General features: G+C 64.7%; 24 protein-coding genes and 1 pseudogene. 17 read left to right on the top strand and 8 right to left on the bottom strand.

Features of this window, described 5'->3' with window-relative positions; genetic code table 11:
- Nucleotides 1-48: 48 nt before the first annotated feature.
- The 3 genes and pseudogenes from QH195_RS35165 to QH195_RS04190 form a co-directional block, all read left to right on the top strand.
- A pseudogene (locus tag QH195_RS35165) lies at nucleotides 49-384 on the top strand (methyltransferase domain-containing protein); the annotation flags it as partial.
- Nucleotides 385-398: 14 nt separating this feature from the next.
- A complete protein-coding gene (locus QH195_RS04195) occupies nucleotides 399-629 on the top strand; it encodes a hypothetical protein (protein ID WP_280434377.1) in 231 nt (76 codons plus the stop codon).
- Between the two features lie 288 nt (nucleotides 630-917).
- Nucleotides 918-1,910: a hypothetical protein gene (locus QH195_RS04190; protein WP_280434376.1), complete on the top strand. Its 993-nt coding sequence runs from the start codon at nucleotides 918-920 to the stop codon at nucleotides 1,908-1,910.
- On the opposite strand, the gene QH195_RS04185 is transcribed toward QH195_RS04190, so the two are convergent.
- Nucleotides 1,907-2,551, bottom strand: coding sequence for an HAD family hydrolase (locus tag QH195_RS04185; RefSeq protein WP_280434375.1), 645 nt, complete (start codon nucleotides 2,549-2,551; stop codon nucleotides 1,907-1,909). The genes QH195_RS04190 and QH195_RS04185 overlap by 4 nt on opposite strands.
- A gap of 258 nt (nucleotides 2,552-2,809) precedes the next feature.
- Nucleotides 2,810-3,037 carry a GNAT family N-acetyltransferase gene (locus QH195_RS35160; protein ID WP_432278827.1) on the bottom strand — a complete coding sequence of 76 codons (228 nt, stop codon included), beginning with the start codon at nucleotides 3,035-3,037 and terminating at the stop codon, nucleotides 2,810-2,812.
- 230 nt (nucleotides 3,038-3,267) lie between these two features.
- Here QH195_RS35160 and QH195_RS04180 point away from each other — a divergent pair, with 230 nt between their 5' ends.
- Both QH195_RS04180 and QH195_RS04175 read left to right on the top strand, forming a co-directional pair.
- Nucleotides 3,268-3,576: a hypothetical protein gene (locus QH195_RS04180; RefSeq protein WP_280434374.1), complete on the top strand. Its 309-nt coding sequence runs from the start codon at nucleotides 3,268-3,270 to the stop codon at nucleotides 3,574-3,576.
- Nucleotides 3,576-3,881 carry a hypothetical protein gene (locus tag QH195_RS04175; protein WP_280434373.1) on the top strand — a complete coding sequence of 102 codons (306 nt, stop codon included), beginning with the start codon at nucleotides 3,576-3,578 and terminating at the stop codon, nucleotides 3,879-3,881. The genes QH195_RS04180 and QH195_RS04175 overlap by 1 nt, the downstream gene beginning before the upstream one ends.
- A 720-nt stretch (nucleotides 3,882-4,601) precedes the next feature.
- Here the strand turns inward: QH195_RS04175 and QH195_RS04170 are convergent.
- Nucleotides 4,602-4,769 (bottom strand): hypothetical protein, encoded by a 168-nt coding sequence (locus QH195_RS04170; protein ID WP_280434372.1) that lies wholly within the window; start codon nucleotides 4,767-4,769, stop codon nucleotides 4,602-4,604.
- A gap of 19 nt (nucleotides 4,770-4,788) precedes the next feature.
- Between QH195_RS04170 and QH195_RS04165 the strand changes: the two genes are divergently transcribed.
- Both QH195_RS04165 and QH195_RS04160 read left to right on the top strand, forming a co-directional pair.
- Nucleotides 4,789-5,535: a DUF899 domain-containing protein gene (locus QH195_RS04165; protein WP_280422349.1), complete on the top strand. Its 747-nt coding sequence runs from the start codon at nucleotides 4,789-4,791 to the stop codon at nucleotides 5,533-5,535.
- Entirely contained in the window at nucleotides 5,532-6,380 is an 849-nt protein-coding gene (locus tag QH195_RS04160) for an alpha/beta fold hydrolase (RefSeq protein ID WP_280434371.1), read from the top strand. Before QH195_RS04165 ends, QH195_RS04160 begins: the two co-directional genes overlap by 4 nt.
- Before the next feature lie 217 nt (nucleotides 6,381-6,597).
- Here QH195_RS04160 and QH195_RS04155 read toward each other — a convergent pair whose 3' ends face one another.
- Nucleotides 6,598-8,907, bottom strand: a complete 2,310-nt coding sequence (locus QH195_RS04155; protein ID WP_280434370.1) for a serine hydrolase domain-containing protein — start codon at nucleotides 8,905-8,907, stop codon at nucleotides 6,598-6,600.
- The gene (locus QH195_RS04150) at nucleotides 8,808-9,671 is read right to left on the bottom strand and encodes a hypothetical protein (RefSeq protein WP_280434369.1); all 864 of its coding nucleotides are present in this window, start codon (nucleotides 9,669-9,671) and stop codon (nucleotides 8,808-8,810) included. The genes QH195_RS04155 and QH195_RS04150 overlap by 100 nt, the downstream gene beginning before the upstream one ends.
- Nucleotides 9,672-9,884: 213 nt before the next feature.
- Between QH195_RS04150 and QH195_RS04145 the strand changes: the two genes are divergently transcribed.
- The 6 genes from QH195_RS04145 to QH195_RS04120 all read left to right on the top strand — a co-directional run bounded on the left by QH195_RS04145 (nucleotide 9,885) and on the right by QH195_RS04120 (nucleotide 13,483).
- A complete protein-coding gene (locus QH195_RS04145; RefSeq protein ID WP_348537340.1) occupies nucleotides 9,885-10,190 on the top strand; it encodes a WXG100 family type VII secretion target in 306 nt (101 codons plus the stop codon).
- 31 nt (nucleotides 10,191-10,221) lie between these two features.
- Nucleotides 10,222-10,518 (top strand): WXG100 family type VII secretion target, encoded by a 297-nt coding sequence (locus tag QH195_RS04140; protein ID WP_280434368.1) that lies wholly within the window; start codon nucleotides 10,222-10,224, stop codon nucleotides 10,516-10,518.
- 32 nt (nucleotides 10,519-10,550) lie between these two features.
- The gene (locus QH195_RS04135) at nucleotides 10,551-12,200 is read left to right on the top strand and encodes a hypothetical protein (protein ID WP_280434367.1); all 1,650 of its coding nucleotides are present in this window, start codon (nucleotides 10,551-10,553) and stop codon (nucleotides 12,198-12,200) included.
- A gap of 26 nt (nucleotides 12,201-12,226) precedes the next feature.
- A complete protein-coding gene (locus QH195_RS04130; protein ID WP_280434366.1) occupies nucleotides 12,227-12,655 on the top strand; it encodes a hypothetical protein in 429 nt (142 codons plus the stop codon).
- A gap of 295 nt (nucleotides 12,656-12,950) precedes the next feature.
- Nucleotides 12,951-13,187, top strand: coding sequence for an antitoxin (locus QH195_RS04125; RefSeq protein WP_280434365.1), 237 nt, complete (start codon nucleotides 12,951-12,953; stop codon nucleotides 13,185-13,187).
- Entirely contained in the window at nucleotides 13,184-13,483 is a 300-nt protein-coding gene (locus tag QH195_RS04120; protein ID WP_280434364.1) for a type II toxin-antitoxin system PemK/MazF family toxin, read from the top strand. Before QH195_RS04125 ends, QH195_RS04120 begins: the two co-directional genes overlap by 4 nt.
- Nucleotides 13,484-13,698: 215 nt before the next feature.
- Here QH195_RS04120 and QH195_RS04115 read toward each other — a convergent pair whose 3' ends face one another.
- On the bottom strand, nucleotides 13,699-14,490 hold the full coding sequence (locus tag QH195_RS04115) for an amino acid ABC transporter ATP-binding protein (protein ID WP_280422353.1): 792 nt from the start codon (nucleotides 14,488-14,490) through the stop codon (nucleotides 13,699-13,701).
- Nucleotides 14,487-15,965: an ABC transporter substrate-binding protein/permease gene (locus tag QH195_RS04110; RefSeq protein ID WP_280434363.1), complete on the bottom strand. Its 1,479-nt coding sequence runs from the start codon at nucleotides 15,963-15,965 to the stop codon at nucleotides 14,487-14,489. Before QH195_RS04110 ends, QH195_RS04115 begins: the two co-directional genes overlap by 4 nt.
- 492 nt (nucleotides 15,966-16,457) lie before the next feature.
- Here QH195_RS04110 and QH195_RS04105 point away from each other — a divergent pair, with 492 nt between their 5' ends.
- The 4 genes from QH195_RS04105 to QH195_RS04090 all read left to right on the top strand — a co-directional run bounded on the left by QH195_RS04105 (nucleotide 16,458) and on the right by QH195_RS04090 (nucleotide 20,999).
- On the top strand, nucleotides 16,458-16,754 hold the full coding sequence (locus QH195_RS04105; RefSeq protein WP_280422974.1) for a WhiB family transcriptional regulator: 297 nt from the start codon (nucleotides 16,458-16,460) through the stop codon (nucleotides 16,752-16,754).
- Between the two features lie 87 nt (nucleotides 16,755-16,841).
- Nucleotides 16,842-17,597, top strand: coding sequence for a MerR family transcriptional regulator (locus tag QH195_RS04100; protein WP_280422973.1), 756 nt, complete (start codon nucleotides 16,842-16,844; stop codon nucleotides 17,595-17,597).
- A gap of 222 nt (nucleotides 17,598-17,819) precedes the next feature.
- Nucleotides 17,820-18,392 carry a dihydrofolate reductase family protein gene (locus QH195_RS04095; protein ID WP_280422972.1) on the top strand — a complete coding sequence of 191 codons (573 nt, stop codon included), beginning with the start codon at nucleotides 17,820-17,822 and terminating at the stop codon, nucleotides 18,390-18,392.
- An 87-nt stretch (nucleotides 18,393-18,479) separates the two neighbouring features.
- The gene (locus QH195_RS04090) at nucleotides 18,480-20,999 is read left to right on the top strand and encodes an ATP-binding protein (protein WP_280434362.1); all 2,520 of its coding nucleotides are present in this window, start codon (nucleotides 18,480-18,482) and stop codon (nucleotides 20,997-20,999) included.
- Nucleotides 21,000-21,012: 13 nt separating this feature from the next.
- Here QH195_RS04090 and QH195_RS04085 read toward each other — a convergent pair whose 3' ends face one another.
- Nucleotides 21,013-21,321, bottom strand: a complete 309-nt coding sequence (locus tag QH195_RS04085; protein WP_280422970.1) for a hypothetical protein — start codon at nucleotides 21,319-21,321, stop codon at nucleotides 21,013-21,015.
- Nucleotides 21,322-21,505: the final 184 nt, after the last annotated feature.

Genomic DNA, 21,505 nt, shown 5'->3' with positions numbered 1-21,505 from the left:
GGATGCACCCGGTACCGGGCCCGTCATCGAGGGCATCCGTCGCTACACCTGTTCACCACCGTCTGGTTCCTCGGCCGGCATCGCCGGCTGCTCACCGAACTCGTCCGGGCCAGTGGCGCTCGGCCCGGCGACGATGCCATCGATATCGGTTGCGGCCCCGAAAAACTCGTGCGAGTTATCGGCGTGCAGGTCGGACCGGCGGGCAGCGTCTGCGGTATCGATCCCTCCGCCGCAGCCGTCGACTACAACCGCCGCAGGGACACGCATCCCAACCACCGCTATGTCCAGGCCCCGGCGCAGGAACTGCCGCTCGCCGATGCCTCCGCCGACGTGGTGACGTGTACTTTCGTCATGCACGACATTCCCGAGGATCAGCGCGATCCGGCGATCGCCGAGATGTGGCGCATACTGCGTTCGGGCGGAGGCTGCTGCTCGCCGAGGCCCGGCCGACTCCGTGGATGCGATTCCTGTTCGGACCTTCCGCCCATCGGCACGGCGACAGCGACCCCTTCGAGCAAATCGATATCCGGCGCTATCTCCCCGCTCTGCAGGCGGCAGGATTCATCGGAACCGAATACCGGGAAGTGGGCTCGTCGACCGGTATCGCGACAGCTTCCAAACCGCACTGAACGCTGCTGCGGGCGCGGCTTCCGGGATCATGGAGCGAATGTGATGGTGCGATTCAGGGTAATGGCAGGCGCGCTGCCGATACGCTGGCCGCGTACGACATATGACACGGACGGGGTGGGCCTGATGATTGTCGATTGGACCGGAACGGAAGTTCGTGCGCTGCGGACCGTCGCACTGCGATGCACGCAGCAGGAGTTCGCCGAGATCACGGGGTTCTCCGAAGCGGCGGTTCGTAACTGGGAGCGCCGCGGTCGAACGATCACACTCGCAGGTCAATTCGCTGCCGGATGGATACCCTGCTGAAGCAGTTGGACACCGAGCAGCGCGAACGACTTCGCTCTGCGTTGGGTGGGGCGTCGGAGACCCGTGCAGGGAAACCGGGTCCGGTCGAGATCGTCGCCGCGTGGCTCCCGGAGCTGCGCATGGTCCTCGATTCCCATGACCTTGTGGACAGCGCGTCCATCCGGTCGGTGCCGCAGTTGCGAGCGGCGGTCGGTGCAGCGGTGAACTACCGGCTGAATTCCGACTATGTCCGGCTTACCCGGCTGCTTCCGGAATTACTGCGCGAACTGTTTCTCGCCAGGCAGTACGCGGCCGAAAAGGAAGCCGGGGACATCGACCGGCTCACAGTCCAAGCTCTGCGGGCCACCGACGCAATTGCGCACAAGTTCGGTCACCACGATCTCTCAGCGCGGATTATCGCAATGATGCGCGGGATAGTAGAGGATATGGACGATCCGGCGCTGGCCGCGTCCGTTTCGTACGTACGGATGGAAGCGTTCTTCGTGAACGGCTGTCTCGCCGCCGGACTGCGCATGCTGGACCGTGCAGCTGACTCGTTGGACCCCGGCACATCGATCTCGGAGGCTGCGGCGTTCGGAGCGTTGCGAATGAGGGCGGCAGTTGTTGCGGCGAGGGCCGCGCGCCCGGATGACGCATACGCGTACTCCGCCGAAGCCGAGACAATCGGGTACCGCATTCCCGATGGCGTGTATGACGGTACGGCTTTCGGGCCGGCATCGGTGCGCATCCATCGGGTCTCCCTCGACGTGGAGCTTGGGGAGATCGGCTCGTCATTGTCCGCCGCCGGATGGGTGCCACCCGCTGTGGTTCCGGCGGAGCGTCGGTCGCACTTCTACATCGATCTCGCTCGGGCGTACGCCGAAGCCGGACGGCGTGACGACGCGGTCGCCAGTCTGCGTGAGGCGAGCTTTATTGCGCCGCAACACACGGACAACCATCCATGGGTGAAGGAATTGCTTGCGGGCGCGGTCGGCTAACCGGCCACATCGAGGAGATCGGGCAGCGAATCGATCACCCAGTCGGCTTCACCATGCTGCCGGACGCGTTCGGCGAACAGGTGGCCCAGCGGACCGCGGCGAATGAGCGCGCACCGCATACCGGCGGCGCGGGCGGGTAGCAGGTCGTTGTCCGGATGATCTCCGACGTAAAGGATCGAACTGCGGTCTCCCGGCGCAAACCCGGCCACCCGGTCGAAGAACCCGGCATCCGGCTTGGCAACGCCCCACTCGCCAGAGGTTGCGATCGCGTCGCACGGCAATCTCAGTCGGCGCAGCAGATCGGCGGCTCGAGCCGTCTGATTTCCCGCGATGCCGACCCAGATGCCGCGCTCCCGCAGTGCGCTGAGTGCCGGTCGGACGTCCGGGTACAGATCTTGCTCACAGATCTGTTCGCCCAGCCCGGCTGCTTCCCGGGCGGCCCGTTCGGAGGCAAGGTCGAAACCCGGACGGAAGTACTCGAAGGTCTCGGCGTTGTTGCGTCCTGCTGCCGTTACCGCGCCGAGTACGGCCGAGAAGGTATGCCTCGGGACGCCGATCCAGTCCGCCCAGGAGCCGAACTCGCGGGTGTCGTCGAGGAGTGTTTCACCGATATCGAAGACAACCGACTCGACAGTGGGCATGCGGCCAACCTACCCGGCCGCCATGCGGTGTTGCGCGGACGGTCGCACATCTACATGCTTCCGTCGACCGACGAGTTCATTCCGTTCACGTTCCGTGAGCACCTCACCGAGAATGGTCCGGGCCGACAGATGGGTCTCCGGCCCCACGCGTGGGGAGCGTGTCGAGCCGCGCCCGGGAAGCGTTCTACGCCGGGATACTTCTCACCGATAGAAGTCGCGGTGAACCCAGCGGCGAGTTAGAAGCCGAGCGTGGTGTCGTCAGTCTCTGCGATCACCGCGAGGCCGGGATGTCGGGGTACGCAACTCCGCCAGTAGTCGGCGGGCCACGCCGCGTCGGCGTTGGGAAGCCGCTGTCGCGATGTGCAGGAGCACGATGCGGTCGGTCCGGGTTTTGCAACCGGCCACGCCGACTAGTGTATTCCCGCTCGACGCTGTGATCAGAGCAGTCGCCTTGTCGGTGCGGTAGCGCTGGGTAGCTGCTGCCAGACGAGACCGGTCGCCGCCGATGGCGGTGAACAGCAGTTCGGCTACGTCGGTGTTGTCTGGATCGGCCGTTCCGATCCGGATTGTCGGCGTGCAGGAACACTATGGTGCCGGACCGTGAATCGGAGCGGCGCCTCGGACAGACCGAGGCTCCGGGATACGCCTCGATCAGAAGGAAGCTAAACCGGAATGACGCGTGATACCTTCATGTCAGCTGCCAGAAGGGGGAATCCATGCCGCTTGAAATCGACCCGGAGTCTCTGCGTGCTACCGCAGGATCGCTGGCGCTCCTAACACTCGAGATCGACAGGGCGCCACGTCTGGATGCGGATCCGGTGGCAAATAGTTTGAAATCGACCGCTGTCGGCGCGGCATTGTCGAAGTCGAACGCCGCGAGTACACGAGCGAAGGATGTGCTGAAGGCGAGATACAATCAGTTTTCTGCTCTACTGATGGTCTCTGCCGACTCGTTCAATGGCGCCGATGAGGATGTAGCCAACCGGCTCGCCGCGGCAGGGGACATCAATGCGGGGATCCGGTAATGGCGACGCCTGGTGAGGTGCGTGCACTCGATCTGTCGGGGCTAGCAGCCATCGCCACTCGTGCCGAAGGTATCGCTGATGCGATATTGAAGACGGCGGACTCGATGTACAACGCCATCCACAATGATCTGCGCTGGGAAGGCGATGCCGCGAGGGCGGCCGGTGACAGGGCGGATAGGGATCAGGCCCAGATACGGGCAATTGCCACTGCGTACGACGACCTCGGCGCAGCTTGTACCGGTGCAGTTCGTGATATGGAATACCCGATATCGGAGATAAAGTCGATCTTTGCCTTTCCATCATGACGTGGGACCGCGAGGTGGTGAAGCGTTCAGGGACTTCAACGAACCCGATGGCTGGAATCTCGAATACGACGTTCCCATACCGGGTGGTGAAATGCCATCTGTTTCGTTCGGTCCAGTAGATTCGCCGCCGACCGTTCCGCCCATAACTCTGCCTCCGGGTGTGGCATGAGGCGGTCGATCGATCACGACGGTGACGTCTGGCGTACGGCGACCCTCGCCTCGGGAGGTTTGTTCATAGTGCAGGTTGTCCTGTTGGTGAGTCTGCACGACATCCGAGAGCCGGACTACGGGGCGATTCCAACCGTTTCATATTTCATCGTCGCGGCCTTTGGCTCGGCCGTGACGGCCGTTGTGCGGTGGCGATGGGGATCTAACCGAGGACTGATTCTAGCGGCTACAGGCACCACTGCGTTGTGGCTGTTTTCGGGAGTAGTGATCTCGTTGGTTTCATTAGCGATGGCGGAATAACGTGACCGCTCACGAGGGGAACACTCACCCGGAACTTCCGCGAGCCGATTTCGGAAGTTCATCGTGGATCACCGCACTCCTGCTCATGTTCATCAATATTGTGCCCGTCACTGTTTTCCCGATACTGAGCGTATTATTCGCCGCAATGTACGGTGTCGAATTCGTTCTCGCGGTGGTGTTATGCGCTTTTCGGGGGAAGCCCAGACGCTTCGGAATCGGTTTGGTCGCCGCTATCGCCACCACGGCCTTTCTCTATCTCTTGACGGTGATCGTTACCGTGGCGTCGTAGCTGTCAGCCTCTCCGACGAACGCCACGTCGATGCCGAGCGGCAGCGGCCGGGGCAGAAAATTATCGTAGATGGCCCCGGGACCGATGATTTCTGGGTTCGTACCCGGTCGATACCTCCAGAGCAGATCCATCCGGACTCTGGAGGAAATCATGACCGAGCACACCGCCGGCGCCCTGCCACCGATCGTCGACCGGCAGACTTGGCAGACCGCGCTCGACGACCTGCGGAAGCGGGAGAAGGCCGCCACCCGTGAACTGGACGCGATCGCCGCGCAACGCCGCAGGCTGCCGATGGTCGAGCTCCCGGACTACACACTGATCGGCCCGGACGGCCCGGTCCGGCTGGTCGACGTTTTCGACGGGCGCTCTCAGCTCATCGTCTACAACCACATGTGGTCCGACGGCGCGGAGTGGCAGTGCGGCGGCTGTACCGGGCTCACATCGCAGTATGTCCGGTTGGGCTGGCTCGACAACTACGACGCCCGCTTCGTCATCGTCACCAACGGACCCATCGACGAGGCGCTGGCCTACAAGACGAAGGTCGGCAATACGATGGACTGGTATTCGTCGTCGGAGAGTTCGTTCGGCGCCGATGTGGACGCACCGCCCGGCGGGGGGTTCGCGGTGAATGTGTTTCTCCGCGACGGCGACAAGGTCTACCGCACCTGGCACACCAACGGCCGGGGTACCGAGCAGCTCAGCTACACGTTCGCGTTGGTCGATATCCTGCCGTGGGGTCGCCAGGAGGAATGGCAGGATTCACCCGACGGGTGGCCGAAATCGCCCACCTACTCCAAGTGGCTCGACTCTCCTGACGTTGCCCGGCTCTACGGTCCGGAGGCAGACGCTACTGCGGGGCCCGCGAGCGCCGCCGGTTCCCGGGGACGCGCGAAATGACGGTAACGAAGCCTTCGCGCAGTGGTCACCTGCCGATCAACGGTCTGAGCTTGTATTACGAAGTACACGGAGAGCTCGGCGATTCGACAACACCTCCGCTGCTGCTCATACCCGGTGCGTTCATGGCCACCGACTCGATGACGCCGTGGGTATCCGGTTTCGCGGGTGAGCGGGCAGTGATCGTCTTCGATCAGCAAGGGCACGGCCGCACTTCGGATACTGCGCGGGCTATGTCGTACGAGCAATTCGCCGACGATGCGGCGGAATTACTGCGCGCCTTGAATATCGAGCGCGCGGATGTCATGGGCTACTCGCAAGGTGGCGGGGTCGCGCTGCAGCTCGCGCTTCGCCATCCGATGCTCGTGGGCAAGCTGGTTCCGATGTCGGCCACCTTCCGCCGGGACGGCTGGTATCCCTCGGTGCTGGAGGGCATCGGGGGTCTCGACGCGTCAGCCTTCGCCGGTACAGCTGTCGAAAAGGCGTTCCGGGAGCACACGCCGGACCCCACGGCATTCGACGCCTATGTCGAAAAGATGAAAGTGCTGAATATCGAAGACCAGAACATCAGTGACACGCAGATGCGTTCGATTTCGGCGAAGACGATGGTGATAGTCGGTGATGCGGACGGCGTGAAACCGGAGCATGCCTTGCGGATGTTCACGTTGCGCGGGGGCGGTGACGAAGAAGCGGCGGCCTCGGGGATGCTGCAGAAGGCACCGGTTGCGCGCTTGGTGATTCTACCCGCGACATCGCATATCGGTATCAGCGGGGAGTCGGCGGTGCTGGTACCGATGGTGAGTTCGTTTCTCGACGATATGCCACCGGCGACACCTGAACTGTTCTAGACGACTACGGGCGGGGTGCTCCGAGCAAGTGCGGGCAGACGTGAGCGCCCCATTGCCTGGGGCGGCTTGCGGAACTGTGCGGCGGCGGGGCGGTGGCAGTGCCGGAGGTCGATATGGACGGCGTGGGCGCGGCCGAGGGCATGACGAGGCCGGCGAGGTGGCCCGCGTCGACGGCGATACGGCCGATCTCGAGTGGACTCCGCTGTTTTCGAGGCGGCTAGGGCTTACTCGCACACAACGCCGCGCTGAGGGCGGTGTGAATATCGGCGTCCTGTGCGTCGCTCGCACCGGGAGAAAGGTTGGCCATCACCGTCGCGCTCCGGCCGTCTGTCGTGGTCGCGCCGATCGTCTGGAAGCCGAATATCTCCCCGGAATGGCCCCAGGACGACCCTCCGCAGGGCAGCGGCGTGCTCTGCAAACCCAGCCCGTAGGCAGCGTTGCGGGAATTGCCGGTCGGCCGGGTCGTCATCATCGCCTGGAGTTCGGGCCGGGGCAGCAGGCGGCCGTTCACGAGCGAGTCGAGGAATCGGTTCACATCCGCGGCGCTGGAGATCATCGCCCCGGCGGCGCCCGCGCTGGACGGACTGAACTCGGTCAGGTCGATCGGACCGGAGTTTCCCTGCCTGCCGTAACCACGCGGATGATCGCCCGGAATGCTCGGTTCGCTTCCGGGAACGGAGGTGTCGCGCAGGCCGAGTGGCTCGATGATGCGCCGACCGACCGCCTCCCCGTAGGGCCGGCCGGTCACGTTCTCGATGAGCAGGCCGGCCAGCAGATAATTCGTGCTGGAGTAATCCCAGTCGGTGCCCGGCGGGAACAGCCGAGGATGAGCCAGCGCGATGTGCACCAGTTCCTGTGGATCATGGTGTTCTAGTGGGTTCCGCAGAATCCGCTCCGGGGTCAGATGGTCCAGATAGTCGGGCAGCCCGCTGGTCTGCTGGAGCAAATGCCGCACGGTGATGTCGTTTCCGTCGTGGCCGTTGCCCCGGATCGTTCCGGGCAGGTACTGCTCGATCGGCGCGTCGAGCGCTACCCGGTGCTCACTCACGAGTTGCAGCACCACAGTGGCCACGAAGACTTTGGTCATACTGCCGATCCGGAACCTACTGTCGCCGGCCATCGGCGCACGGGTCTCGATATCGGCGACACCGCTGGTCAGAACCGTTCTGCCGTGTCCATCGCGTACTTCGAGCAAGGCCCCCGGTGCGCCGTCGACGGTGGTCAGCCGCTGCAGTACATCCTGTACGGCGGCATAGCCGCGGGTAGGGGTGGTACCCAGGTCGTTCCCGGTTCCGCATGCGCACACAGTCAGTGCGGCCGCGACGCATACAGCGCCGAAAGTTTCGATTCTGCTGTGCATTTCGTCCTCCATCGGCTCGGCAGGACCGATGCTAGGAAGCCCTGGCCAGACTCGCCTCACTCTGTGGTGCCGAACTGTCAGCCCGCTTGCGATACGCGGGTATGAGCGCGGCGTCTTCGCAACGACTCTCGCCGGAGGTTGCAGGCGTCGCGAATACTGCTGCACGGCGGTGTGCGGGCTGACCTGCCGATGCCGATGTAGGCGATGGGTAACCCGGCAGCCGGGATCGAGTACGCGTTTCGGGAAGCGGGTTGTTAGTTCTCCCGTGGCTCGCCGATCGTCTGGTCGGCCGGGGCCGCTCGACGGAATGGGATGCGGGTAGGAGTGAGTTGACTCCGTGTGAACGCTCGAGCGATGCGGATGAACCGCACATAACTCACTCAACACTCGGCGTGCGCCGTAGAGATCGGCGAGTCGAGCGGAGGCGGTCGCCGCGGCGAGATCGGGTGGGAGCACATCGGAGAACTGCAGTCCGTCCACAGCCTGCCTATCAGCGGTAGGCAGTTCCAGATCCGGGAGTTCGGCGCGTGCTGTCGTGAGGAAAATTCGCCATTCTTCGGCAGTGAGGTCGGGTCGAAGCGTAATGCCGAAATCGTCCGGTCGGTGTCCTGCGGTAACTGTCGGCAGTGCGGTGGCCAGCGTGGCATCGGCCCGATATCCGGCCCATGTCCACCACCGCGCTGCGGCGGGCTCGAAGTAGACGACTGTCGCCCCACCGTCGATCGTGCCGGACCGGGTGGCGCGCAGTTCCGCGAGCCTGGCCGTCGCTCGCTGTGTGAGGTCGACAGGAGGATCAGCTCCGCGCAGTACCGTGCGGGTGAATTCGAACGAGAGTCCGCGGATTCCTCGATCGGACCATTTTGCGATGCCCCCGCCGTCCGCGGGTTCGACGAACACCCGACGTCGCTTCCAATCGATGTAGCCCACCTGCCAACTGCGCCCGGCGAGCAGCAGACGTCGGGCACCTGGACGGTCGTCGGTGAGCATGCTGGGATCCGCTTCTCCGACCTCCTGACGGCCGGCAAGCACAGTGAACTGGGGTGGGGCGGTGAACGCGGCGGTGAGCTCTAGGAAGTGCCGGGTGCCGAAGCGTTTCTCGGCGGCAGGCCCGATATGCAGTAGCCCGCCGTCCTCGTCGAGGTAACCGTTGGCGAGGAGATTTCGCAAGATGGGGGCGGCGGTTGCGTCGAACGGAGGGAGCCCGTTCCATTCTTCGGTACATACCCGGTCGCCGAGGGTGCCGTGGCCAGTCGGCGCATCAGCGCCCGGTCCTTCGCGGGCACCTCCACGCGCCCGTCTCGCGATTCCGCAGCTGAACGGCTCTGGGTGAGCACGGTTTTCGTATCTGCCGCGCGGACCGCGGAACAGGTGCGTTCCGGGTCCAGATCCGGGTGATCGGGGAACTGGTGGGCCATCAGCTTCCTGGCTATATCGCGAATCCCCTCGCGCATCGACTGACCGATGGGGAGCGTCAGCCCCTCTGCCTCGGGTAGCGGATGGAAGTGCTGTTCGATTTCGGTGGTGACATCGATTTTCTCGGCCAGGCCGTAGGCCTGTTCGAAAGCGGCTTTCAGCTGGCCGCGCAGGGTTTCGTGCTGCGACTGCAACAGTTGTTTCGCGGCAGCGCGATTATCGGCGTTGAGGTGCTGGGCGTACTGGGTGTCGAACCGGCGCTCGTCGGCCAGCGCTTTGTCGATCACCACGAGCCGGCCGAAATCGGCGCGGCGTTTCTCGGACAGATGGGTGGGCAGCCAGGCCACGGTGCGCGCCGGGTTGTCCTGCTGGCGTTCCCGCAGCCCGCGCATGCGATTGGCGTCTTCGATCGGGGTGCGCGGGCCTTCGTCGTAGGGCAGATCGATGACGATCCGCCGGCGGCCGCCGCCCCTGTGCGCGATCCCGAGCGCGTGGTGACTCGGCCTCCGTATCCGCACTGCATGGTACGTCGGTGCCGCCGCCCGAACGTTACCTATCAACGGACCCATGCCCTCGCCTACGCAGAGACCGGTCCCTGACGTACCGGTGTGCTGGGAAAGCACTCCCGCTGCGGTTCTCTGGACGGCTTCGGCCGGTATGCTGTACTTCGTTCGCGCGTGTCTCCAGCACCCCCGCAGGACGACTGAAGTTTGATCGATGGGGGTAGCGGCGTGGTGGATAGTGGGCTATCCGTAGTTCCTGAGGAGGTCAGGAACATCGGTCGTGTCGCTTATCGTATTGCGACCGAGCTCCGCTCGGGAGCATCGACGCTGGATCTGGACGTGACAACACTCCTGGGTTCCTGGACCGGTACGGCAGCCGATTCGTATCGCGCGGCGTGGGCCGAGATGCGCGACAGTTCCGAGGTCGTGTGGAACGAATTGTTCGAACTGGCGGAAAAACTCGGAATTACCGCCGACAACTATGTCGAGACCGACGACTCCACCGCAGCCGCCGTATCCAGTCTGAATCTGTGACCACCGACGCTCGGATCGAGGAGTAGCCACGATGACCGGTGAATTCGCTGTCGACCCGGCCGCACTGGACGACCTGACCGCACGCCTGCGCGGATACCAGGGCTTTCTGGAAGATTGTCTGTCCGGCCTGGAATCGCATATTCGAGGGATGGACCCATCGTGGTCGGGTCTGGCCGCGACGGCGTTCAACGATGCCCATAGGGACTGGAGCAGGGAAGTGCAGGACATCCGGGACAGCGTGACCGACCTGGAAAAATCCGCGGCAGCGGCGCATACCAGTTACACAAATGCTGCCACTGCAAATGCCGGAATCTTCCGCCGCCGCTGATCCGGCCCGACGACCTTCGGAGGCAACCATTCATGGCACCCCCCATTCAGGTGGACCCCGAGGTCTACTACGCATGCGCGCGAGAACTTCTCACCGAGTACGGCACCCTCGACAATGCGGTCACGCAGGTTCTCGTTCCTCAGCTGGCCGATACCTATGGTATGGGCGGCAACGACCATGTCGCCGGCCACTGGAACAGTGAATACCGTAGAGTCGCCGACCATATGATCGCGACCGTCGTGTCGTACGGGAACGCGCTGCTCACATTCAGCGATATGTTGAACCTGGCCGGTTACAACTGGGCGGCGGCGAACTACGACGCCGACCGTAATCCGAACAAGGGGCCGCAGCCGGCGATGCCGCCGCCGCGCGTGGGGCAGAAGATGGACGCTGCCCGTGTCGGGATACCGGACGCCCAGCCCGCCCCTTATACGACACACGATCGTGGGCTCACGGCTCAACCGGCCGCGCTCGCCGACCAGCTGCTCACCGCGCTGAGACAGAACAACACCCAGATCCCTGAGGGCGACACGGCCGCCCTCGGCAGAGCCGCGGCGGCATGGCAAGCGTTCGCCGACCACAATGCCTGCTCCGGCGGGGGAAGTAGGCTACAGAATCTGATCGGAACCTTCGCTTCGGTTCGCGCACCGGAAGCACCCGACATCCTCGATGATCTCACGATCCTGCGAGACGGCGCGAACGCTGTCGGGGCCGCTGCGAAGGGTTTCACCACAGCAGTGCGTGGCTTCGAAACAAGCCTGGCGGATTTCCGATCCTGCCTGTCGGGCACAGTCCCCGGCGCATTCCCCGATGCGGCGGCATCGGCGTCGACACTCGACGCGGCCGTGTTGATCGCATGCTCCGGTGAGATCTTCACCGAGTCGGCTCGCACCGGCGCGGCGACCCTCGCGGCTGCGGTGTCCGGTCATGACCTCTACGCCGTGACCGCACAGCCGAATTTCCCCGACACCGATGCTCTGCCCACAATCCAGGCCAAGCTGGAAGAAATCGCCCAGTCGCCGATAGACGAGCTGGCCAATCGCGCCACCTGGAACTCCGGTCCGGTGAAATGCGCGCTGAAGCCGGAGGGTGAGCAAGACTTCGGGGGAGTCAACGACCGGGTGAAGGGCTGGATTCAGGACGCGGTCGAATACGGCAACCAGGCGGGTGTCGATCCGCGCCTGGTATTGACCGTTCTCTACAACGAAGGTGCAAAACGATCGGATACCTGGATCGAGGACCGTATCGGTTCGCACTGGTGGGATCAAGTGCGAGAAATGGGAAACGGCCCACGCAAGCTGATCGACGACGGGGTGGGTATGTCACTAGGACTGGCGAATATCAAAGAGGACACTTTCAACGCACTCAAGTCGAAATATCCCGAAGATTTCGGAAACGCGACCTGGCAAGATATGACCGAGGATGACTCCCTCGCTATCAAGGCCGTGGCCTACAGCCTGAAAAGGATTGATTCCGACTGGTCGGGAGTGGTGAATGAAAATATCACCGAACAGTACTCGCACAATGAATACCTTGCTTTAGGTTACAATGCCGAAAGTTTTCTGGGCGATTACAACACTGCGGGCGAAGTGGGAACCCACGGGCAGAACTACATCAATATGACGAATGAAAATTGGAAGATCGCTACGGACCTGATGGATGGAGCGTACAATTGCCGATAATTTCCCGATCCGGGCAAGGGAAGTGGGTGCTCTTCCTCGTTGTTCTGGTGCTTTCTGTGGGCGTCATTCTTTTTTTCGTTGCAGTTCGGCCGTCGCCGGAACGTCGACACGCCGACGAGACAGTAATACCCGGATATGAACAAATCTATGAGCGCAGAGTGGACGAGAACGGGATCGAGACCGTGTACGCAGGGCCTCGGGACGAACACGTTACCGAGAGGATTTCTGCTCCTGGTCTGGATATCTACTGGATCCGGGAGGTCGAAGGTCCTCCACGGTACAACTGGGTAGCTCATGGTGAGTTCGACGGCGATGACTGCAGGGTTTTCGTCAAGCGAATAGATACCGATTCGGAGGCAGGCCGACCCTACTTGGACGATGTTTCTGAACTCGGCAAAGAAGGGCCTGTGGACGTTATTTCGTTGATATATGTATGCGGCAAGAAAGATACTTGAGCCTGGTGATGTCCCGCTTGGTGCGTGGCAAATGGGCTCACGCGGTACGGCTGGGTGGGTAATCGGAGTGAAAGCCCCGGCGGGGATCATCCTCCCAGTGTGCCCGCCGCCGGATGCAGCGCAACGCGGCCCGGCCGTGACGGCGGAGTGCACCTCAGTCCAGCCGAAAGTCTCTTTCAAGGGAGAGGCACGTTCGAGGAGGCGATGACGCTGGCGTCCGAGTCGTCGTAGGCGGCGCATCCTTGCAACTTCAGCACCCCGACGACATGAATCCCGAAACGGGTACCATTATGGGATGAGTACTCAGATATCGGTTCGGCTCACCGATGCCACAGTGCGCTACCTCGACCGCACCGTCTCCAGTGGCGCGGCGCCGAGCCGCGCTGCCATCATCGAGCAGGCTCTAGAGCGTGATCGGCTACGCAGGACCGCCGAGCGTGACGCCGCGATTCTCGCCGGCGCCCTGGTCGATGACGACATGGACGCACTCGCCACCTATGCGGCGAGCACGCCTATGGATGATCTAGAGTGAGGGCAATTCACCTCGCGCGGCTGGATAAGACATGCCCTGTCCTGGTGCTCACCCGCGACGCTGTACGCCCTTACCTGGCGCGGGTCACCGTCGCTCCGATCACCAGCACCATCCGGGGTCTGTCCACTGAGCTGCCCGTGGGCCCTCGAAACGGGCTGGAGCATGACAGCGTGGTGTCCTGCGACAACATCGTGACCGTGCCGAAAGACGCCCTCGGCCGCCTGCTCGGTTACCTTCACGCCGACGCTGAGCCGGATCTGACCGCGGCAATCCGATCGGCGTTCGAGTTGATCTAGCGCCGGCGCTTGGTTCGGGGGTGGAGGTAGAGGCGTTCGATGGGGAGCCGGTGGGACGGCCGGGACCTTGCACAGCGGGCTGGCTTATCGGCATAATTCCGCCGCCCTGCATGCACGCACGCTGGAGACCGGGGACGACTCCAGGCGTCGGTCTCTCGCCACACTGGGACCGTCCGTGTGTCGCGGGACCGAGGCGCCTGTCCCGCCGATAACCGTCAGCCAGGGTCTAGTACGCGTTTCAGGAAGCGGCGGGTTCGTTCTTCCCCGGGTTCGCCGATCACTTGGTCGGCCGGGCCGCGTTCGACGATAGCTCCCTCGTCGAGGAACAGGACCTGGTCGGCTACCTGCCGGGCGAAACGGATCTCGTGGGTCACGATCACCATCGTCCAGTCCTGGGCGGCCAGATCCTTGATCACCGCGAGCACCTCGCCGACCAATTCGGGGTCCAGCGCCGAGGTCGGCTCGTCGAACAGCACCACCTGCGGTTTCAGGGCCAGCGCCCGGGCGATCCCGACGCGCTGCTGCTGGCCGCCCGAAAGCTGGAAGGGATAGGCGTCCGCGCGGTCACCGAGCCCCACCTGCTCCAGGAGGGTCCGGGCCGCGGCGACGGCTTCCTCCCGGGGTCGCTGCTGGGCGACGACGGGGCCTTCGATGATGTTCTCCAGCACCGTGCGGTGCGGGAACAGGTTGTGGGACTGGAAAACCATTCCGCTCTGGGCGCGTAGCCGGCTCGCCTCCCGGCGCCCGGCCCGGCCGCGGGGCAGCCGGGCGAAGTCGACCTCGACATCGTCGATGCCGACCACCCCGCGCTCGGGGATATCGAGTGCATTGAGGGAGCGCAACACGGTGGTCTTGCCCGATCCCGAGGGGCCCAGCAGGACGGTCGAGGTGCCGCGCCGGGATTCGAAGTCGATACCGCGCAGCACCTGTCGGTCGCCGAAGGATTTCTCCAGGCCCCGCACCCGGATTCGGGCAGGTTCGGCGTTGTGCTCAGTGGTGTCGGTCATTTGGCCACATACCTGTCGAGTCGGGTCTCCAGTCGTTTCTGTCCGGCGGAGAGGGCTACACAGATCACCCAGTAGTACAGCGCGGCGAACGTGTACAGCGCGAGGAAGTCATTGCTCTCGGCCGCCGCGAGCTGGGCCTCCCGGAACAGTTCGGTGAGCAGCACCACCGAGCCCAGCGAGGTGTCCTTGAGTAGGGAGAGAAGGGTGTTGGACAGCGGTGGCACCGCCGTTCTGGTCGCCTGCGGGAGGACGATACGACGCAGCGTCTGCGCATACCCGAGCCCGACCGTCGCCGCCGCCTCGAACTGACCCTTCGGCACCGCCAGAATCGCCGACCGGATCACCTCGGCCGCATAGCCGGCGACATTGAGACTGAACGCGATCACCGCCGCGATGAACGGATCGAACTTCAACCCGATCTGCGGTAGCCCGTAGAAGACGATGAACAACTGCACCAGCAGCGGCGTACCGCGAATGATCGAAATGAACGCGCGGGCCGGACCGGCGAGGAGCCGATAGGACGATATCCGCGCCAGCGCTACCAGCAGCGCGAGCACGAGCCCGATGGCGAAACTCAGCGCGGTCAGCGGGACCGTCACCTTCACCAGCCCGACGAACATCGGCCACGCCGCCCCCTGCAGCACTTCCCAGGTGCTGCGGGGGCCGCGTCCCTCGGACAGGTCGGCGGTGCCGCCGTCGGGTATCGAGACATCGGCCCGGAAATACTTCTGGGAGATGGTGGCGAGCGTGCCGTCGGCCGCCAGCGCGGCGATCGCCCGGTTCGCCTGGTCGAGCAACGCTGTGTCGTCCTTGCGGAACGCGAGGACCTGCTCGCTGGTCTCCGCTCCGGCGTCGCCCACGATCTCGATATCCGTGGCCCCGGTACTGGCCAGGTAGTCGAGCACGGCGATGTTGTCGTTGACGATCGCGTCGACGCGCCCCTGGGTGAGCAGCGCTGCCGCCTGTGCGAACCCTTCGACCGCTTCGACACGGGCGCCGGCGTCCCGCGCGACCTGGGCCCAGTTGCTGGTGCTGGACTGCGCGGTGGTGCGCCCGGCCAGATCGTCCAGGGTCCGGATCTGCTCGTCGCCGGTGCGCCGGACGATCACGCCGCGGGAATAGGTATATGTGTCCGACAGCCCGTACTTCGCCCGGCGCTCGTCGTTGACCGAGACCTGGTTGGCGATGACATCGATCCGGCCGGAATCCAGTGCGGGAAAGATCGCGTCCCACTGTGTTTCGACGAATTCGAGTTCCCATCCGGCCCGGTCGGCGATCGCCCGGATCACGTCGACGTCGTAGCCGGTCAGCTGCCGGTTGCCGGGATCGTGGAACGAGAACGGCGGATAGGTGCCTTCGGTACCGACCTTCACCACCGGCCGGCCGGGATCCTGCGCCGTCGCCACGCCTGCGTGCGTAGCCCCGGCGAGCACCACTAGCAGAGACAGCACCACGCCTCTGAGCACTTGTCGCATCGGCGACCCCCTCGCTTCGGCCGGAATGTGAATCCGGTACTCCGAGAGAGCGTAGTGCGAATCGGAACGGGGGTCCGGCTGCCTGTCGCGATACGGCGCGGGCCGATTCGTACCGGCGCGGGCGTTCGCGAAGGCCGGGCGTACCGGCGCGGTGCCGGTACGAAAATCCGGTTGTCCCAGCGGCCACAGCCCGGCGTGGGGGGGGGGGGGGGGGGGGGGGCCCCCCCACGGCGCGGTCCTCGTAGTCGTCGAGTGTCAACCGGCCCGCGCCCAGATGTTCGGCGAGCTCCCGCAACGCGCGTTCGCGCTCCCCGACGGTTATCCGTGCCCCCGGTAGCTCGCTCATATCCGCAGAATAAGACTGTTTCGCCGAGTCGGGTGAAAACCGGATTCGCCACTGCCGGGAAGCCGCGAGACGCCCTCGGAAAGTCGATTCCCAAAGGTGGGGAGTAATTAGGCTGGCCTACAAAATTGCGGGTAAGGAGTTTCTATATGGCCACCGTGATCCCGTATCGGCGCCCAGCCGCCGAGGTATGGGACTGGCAGCTGCTCGGGTCCTGCCGCGGTCTGGAATCGACGGTGTTCTTCCATCCCGAGGGCGAGCGCGGCCGGGCTCGCGCCGCCCGGGTGCGCCGGGCGAAGCAGATCTGTGACGCCTGTCCGGTGCTGGACAGTTGCCGCAGTTACGCGCTGGCGGTGGGTGAACCGTACGGCGTCTGGGGCGGCATGTCGGAAGACGAACGACGCACCCATGCCCAACGTACCGCCGGTCGGAGAGCAACTAATTGACGAATCCTCGGCCAACTCGGGACGAATCGGACGTTTCGGTTGTGTCCAGCGCGGCTGGTTATCGTTTCGATGTGGTTTCCTTGATGTATGGCTGCTGGTGTGGAGTACACGATCGATGAACTGGCGCGCGCCGCCGGTACGACCGTGCGCAGCCTGCGGGTTTATCACGAACGGGGGGTTCTGCCCCCACCGCAGGTAAAGGGGCGGACAGGCTACTACAGTCCCGATCACCTCAATCGCGTGCGCACGATCAGCAGGTTGCTGGACAGGGGGATCAAGCTCAACGGCATCAAGGAGCTGCTCAACGCGTGGGACCGCGGTGACGATCTGGGCGATATCCTCGGCGTCGGCGCGTTGCTCGGCGGTGCGGAACCCGGAGAGCCGTCGGCCGGGGTACCGGCTCCGCCTCCCGATACCATTCCGGCGACCGAGCTGCAGGAACGGTACGCGTCGGTACCCAACGGGCTGGCGCGGATCGTGGCCATCGGTTTGTACGAGCCGGTGGATGCCGCCACTTATCGGCCCGCCGATCGGCAGCTCATCCGGATGGCCGAGCAGTTGGCGGCGGCAGGGGTGCCCGACGCGGAAGTTCTGGGCGAACTGGAACGGATGCGGTCCGATTGTGACCGGATGGCACGCCGGTTCGTCGATCTGTTCCATCGCACCGCCTGGCAGAAGTACCGGGAATCGGAGCAGAACGCCGCGGATCTGGCGGAGCTGACCGGTCAGCTCCAATTGGCGCGGACGCTACCGGGAAAGGCGGCCGCCGACCTGGTCAACCGGTTCGTCGCGCACTACATCGAAAGTGACAGCGAGTTGTCCGAACTGCCTGCCGACAGCTGAATCCGGCCTATTGCCCTCTTCTCCGCGCTGGGAACGAATGTGGCGATGTTTCGTTCGGTGACGGTACATTCGGCGGTGGCGCTCCAGTTTCCGCGTCGATATACCCATAGACTGCCGGCGTCCATATACCTAAGTATGTTTCCGGCCGATACCGATGCGCGGTTCCCGCGGTACGGGCACAATCTGCTGCCTGGTCCCGACGCGGTAGATGAGGCATGGGCAATGGGAAGTGTGACGCTGTGGATGCAGATATCCCTCGACGGGTTCGCCGAGGGCCCCGACGAGGCGGTCCACTGGCCGGTCGTCGACGAGGAACTCTGTACCCGGTACCTGAGTGAACTCCGGCAGGCCGACGTTCTGCTGTACGGGCGTAAGACCTACGACATCATGGCGGCATTCTGGCCGACCGCCGATCTCACCCCGGTTTCGCCGTTCTATGTGGAATTCGCGCGGTTCTGGCGAGCGATTCCCAAACTCGTGGTCAGCCGGACGCTCCGGGATCCGTCCTGGAACACCGAGGTCCTCGGCCCCGGCTTCGTTGCCGAGGTGCGGCGCCGTAAAGCCGCCGGGCAGAACATCGTCCTGCTCGGCGGAGCCGAAACGGCCGCAACGTTCATCGAACACGATCTGGTCGACGAATACCGCCTGTTCGTCCATCCGATGTTGCTCGGGGACGGGGTGCCGCTGTTCCGCTCACCGGTCGACACCACCGGACTGTGTCTGGTGGATGTCCTGACCTTCGACAGTGCGGTGGTACAGATGCATTACCGGCATCCGGAACGGATGCTGTGCTGAGCGTTACGCCTGAGCGCAACCTCAGGTAACCGTAAATGAACGGGTTCGCCGCACGGCCGACCTCCGCGTGCACTAATTTACGTCTCTATGGTGGTGATCTACCCGGATGGTGCGGTACCCGCCGCATCCGCGACCGAGTTCTTCGGTCGGGAAGGGGAACTCGCACGCCTACACGACCTGCTGGACTCGCCGGCGGCGCGGCTGATCACGCTTGTCGGTCCGGGCGGTATCGGTAAGACGCGGCTGGCTGCCGAGGCGCTGCGGCGGATCGATCCGGGTCGCCCCGTGTACTGGGCCCGGCTGGCCGAACTCGACCGGGACTGCGGTAATTCGGCCGAGAACGTGCTGCGGTCGGTGGTACGCACCGATATCAGCGACCCGTGCTCGTTCGATCTCGGGGTGCCCGGGCGAACCGGTGTACGGGGCGACCGCGCCGTCCTGGTCCTGGACAACTGTGAACACGTGCTGGCGGCGGTGGGCCGGGTGGTGATCGACCTGCTCTCCGGCACGTCGGACCTGACGATTCTGGCCACCAGCCGCGAACCCATCGGCTGGGCCGACGAATACCTCGTCGCGGTGGGGCCGCTGTCTCCGGAGCAATCGCTGGAATTGTTCCGCCAGCGTGCCGAACTCACCGGTCGCCCCGTATCCGACGAACCCGGCCAGCTCGCGATCGTGCGCCGCATCTGCCGCCGGGTCGAGCATTCTCCGCTGCTCATCCGGCTGGCCGCGGCGCGGCTTCGGCACCAGCCGCCGGCCATGGTGCTGGCCGAACTCACCGGCGGCGCCGACGATCAGCGGATGCGCTGGTCACAGAGCATCCGATCGGGCAGTGAGCGGCGCCACCGCGGTGTTTTCGATGTGATCGCCTGGTCGTTCGATCTGTGCTCCGCCGATGAGCAACTCCTGCTGTGCCGGATGTCGGTCTTCGCAGCCGGATACGAGACCGATGGGGTGGAACCGCAGCGCAACGGTGTCGAACTGGATGCCGTCGCCGCGGTCTGTGCCGACGAGCTGTTACCGCCTGAGCGGGTGGCGCCACTACTGGAGCGGCTGGCCGAACGCTCACTGGTCTCCACCTTCCGCACCGAGAACAGTGTGCGCTGGTATCTCGTGGAGAGTGTGCGCCTTTTCGCCGGTGACCGGCTGCGGCGCGATCCGGGCGAATCGGCACGGCTGGCCGGCCGCCACCGGCGGTACTACCGGGATCGGGTGGCCGAGGCCCGTTCGCGCTGGTATGGACCCGAGGAAGAAACGTGGCTGTCCTGGGCGCGCACCTCGTGGGACGATATCTTGATCGGAATCGAAACCGGATTGGCCGATCCCGGCGAGGCATTGATCGGTCTGGAAACGGCTTCGGTGCTGTTGTCGGTCTGGGTGCCGTTCGTGAACGGCGGTAGTTGTGCGCTCTCCCGGCTGACCGCCGCGGCGCTCGAGGTCACGCGGGACCGTACCGACAACCCGCACCGGGTCCGTGCCACCGCACTGCTGGGCTGGTTCAGCCTGTGGGAGGGCGACAGCGAGCGTGCCGGCCGGCTGTTGAACGACTGTGTGGCCGGATGGCTGCCCGGGCGGGCCGGGGACGATTCGTGGCGCCGGGATCCCGAAACCGATATCGGGTTGCCGCCTTCGGTGGAATGGATAAGGGGCCTGGAACTCATGCTGTTCCAACTGGACCCCCGTGCCGTGCCAGTGCTGGACCGCGCGGACCGTAAGTTCACCGAGCTGGGGGACCGGATCGGAATCGAACGCGCCCGGGTGTTCACCGCATTGGCGGCGGCGATGCTCGGTGAGCCGGCGCAGGCCGACGCGTACACCCGCGCGCACCTGGACCGTTCGTTGGCCGTGGAATCGGCGCTCTCGGTGCACTGGGCCCAGGTAGCGCGCGCGCTGGCGCTGGCACGGTCGGCCGAGCCGGCGTCGGCACTGCAACCGGCGTACGCGGTGGTGTCCGGGCGGTTCGCCGTCGGGGATACCTGGAAGGCCTCGTGGTCGGTCGGCGTATGCATGGTCGTGCTCACTCATGTGCTGTCCGGCGATCCCGCAGCGGTGGGTACACCGGCCGCCGTGTACGCGCGGGCCGGTGAACTGGCGTGGCTGGCCGGTGTTTTCCGAGCTTGCCACCGCTCGATGGGTATCAATGTCGAACGAGTCCCGATGATGGCGCGGGGTGTGCGCCGGGCGACGGCGGTTGCCGCGGCGATCATGGGGCCGGGGGAGGTCGCGGCGGCCGAACGCCGCGGCCGGCAGTACCGGCCGGGCAGCACGATGGTTCAGCAATATCTCCGGCACAGCTGGCCGATCGTGGCGGACCCGGTCGTGGTGCCCGCCGTACCGGGTCCCGAGCGCTGGGATGTGCTGTCACCGGCCGAACGCGCGGTCGCGGTGCTGGCCGCCGCGGGCTGGACGAACAGCGCCATCGCCGAGCGGCGGGGGAGTTCGGTGCGCACCGTGGACGCACAGGTCGCCAGTATCCGGCAGAAGTTGCTCATCGGCTCGCGCCGCGAGATCGCCGGTCATGTTCCGGACGAGCTGGCCGCCGCCGTCGATTCCGAACGGGCCGGCGCCGGTCGGCGGGGCCGGCGCCGGGAACCGGGATCAGGGTAAGGCCGCATCCGGCTCACCTACAGGCGTAGAAGTACGGCTTGTACGCGCAGATATCGTGGAAGACTCCGTCGCCGTCGTAGGTCTCGCTGCGATGTGCGGGGATCGCGTGCACCGGCTCGCTGCGGTTGCTGGTATCGGCGGGAATCGAATGGGTGTCGTTGTATGTGCCGTTACCCGGGTGTGAATCACCGCGGGTGCTGTGGCCGACGTCGGCTTGGGCCACCTGGGTTGTCAGGGTGGCGGGCGCCAGGACGAGTGCGCCGGTCAGGGCGACTGCCGCGGCGATTTTCTTCACCAGTCCGTGGGTGCGAGCGATGGTCATGATCGTCTTCCGTTCCTTCGGGCGGTATAGAACTTCTACGGCGAATCATTATGTGTGGGCCCGTTGTTCTATGTGCCGCTGTTTAACGGTACGGTACACGAGTGTTTGAAAGTGTGCGCGCTGTTTTCCCTTGGTTGGGAAGGTTGGTGTAGCGCCCCCAGGCCGCCGGCCGGAGGCCGTCGTT

It is taken from the genome of Nocardia carnea (assembly GCF_029868855.1).
GTDB classification, from domain to species: domain Bacteria; phylum Actinomycetota; class Actinomycetes; order Mycobacteriales; family Mycobacteriaceae; genus Nocardia; species Nocardia carnea_A.
This window is presented reverse-complemented; position numbering and strand designations above follow the sequence as displayed.

Bases quoted from the DNA above. Each gene is read 5' to 3' on its own strand.
- QH195_RS04110 (WP_280434363.1), bottom strand. From the start codon at position 15,965: ATGCGACAAGTGCTCAGAGGCGTGGTGCTGTCTCTGCTAGTGGTGCTC.
- QH195_RS04100 (WP_280422973.1), top strand. From the start codon at position 16,842: ATGGCTGCTGGTGTGGAGTACACGATCGATGAACTGGCGCGCGCCGCC.
- QH195_RS04170 (WP_280434372.1), bottom strand. From the start codon at position 4,769: ATGGATCTGCTCTGGAGGTATCGACCGGGTACGAACCCAGAAATCATC.
- QH195_RS04095 (WP_280422972.1), top strand. From the start codon at position 17,820: ATGGGAAGTGTGACGCTGTGGATGCAGATATCCCTCGACGGGTTCGCC.
- QH195_RS04140 (WP_280434368.1), top strand. From the start codon at position 10,222: ATGACCGGTGAATTCGCTGTCGACCCGGCCGCACTGGACGACCTGACC.
- QH195_RS04180 (WP_280434374.1), top strand. From the start codon at position 3,268: ATGCCGCTTGAAATCGACCCGGAGTCTCTGCGTGCTACCGCAGGATCG.
- QH195_RS04190 (WP_280434376.1), top strand. From the start codon at position 918: ATGGATACCCTGCTGAAGCAGTTGGACACCGAGCAGCGCGAACGACTT.
- QH195_RS04160 (WP_280434371.1), top strand. From the start codon at position 5,532: ATGACGGTAACGAAGCCTTCGCGCAGTGGTCACCTGCCGATCAACGGT.
- QH195_RS04090 (WP_280434362.1), top strand. From the start codon at position 18,480: ATGGTGGTGATCTACCCGGATGGTGCGGTACCCGCCGCATCCGCGACC.
- QH195_RS04165 (WP_280422349.1), top strand. From the start codon at position 4,789: ATGACCGAGCACACCGCCGGCGCCCTGCCACCGATCGTCGACCGGCAG.
- QH195_RS04135 (WP_280434367.1), top strand. From the start codon at position 10,551: ATGGCACCCCCCATTCAGGTGGACCCCGAGGTCTACTACGCATGCGCG.
- QH195_RS04175 (WP_280434373.1), top strand. From the start codon at position 3,576: ATGGCGACGCCTGGTGAGGTGCGTGCACTCGATCTGTCGGGGCTAGCA.
- QH195_RS04125 (WP_280434365.1), top strand. From the start codon at position 12,951: ATGAGTACTCAGATATCGGTTCGGCTCACCGATGCCACAGTGCGCTAC.
- QH195_RS04105 (WP_280422974.1), top strand. From the start codon at position 16,458: ATGGCCACCGTGATCCCGTATCGGCGCCCAGCCGCCGAGGTATGGGAC.
- QH195_RS04185 (WP_280434375.1), bottom strand. From the start codon at position 2,551: ATGCCCACTGTCGAGTCGGTTGTCTTCGATATCGGTGAAACACTCCTC.
- QH195_RS04085 (WP_280422970.1), bottom strand. From the start codon at position 21,321: ATGACCATCGCTCGCACCCACGGACTGGTGAAGAAAATCGCCGCGGCA.
- QH195_RS04115 (WP_280422353.1), bottom strand. From the start codon at position 14,490: ATGACCGACACCACTGAGCACAACGCCGAACCTGCCCGAATCCGGGTG.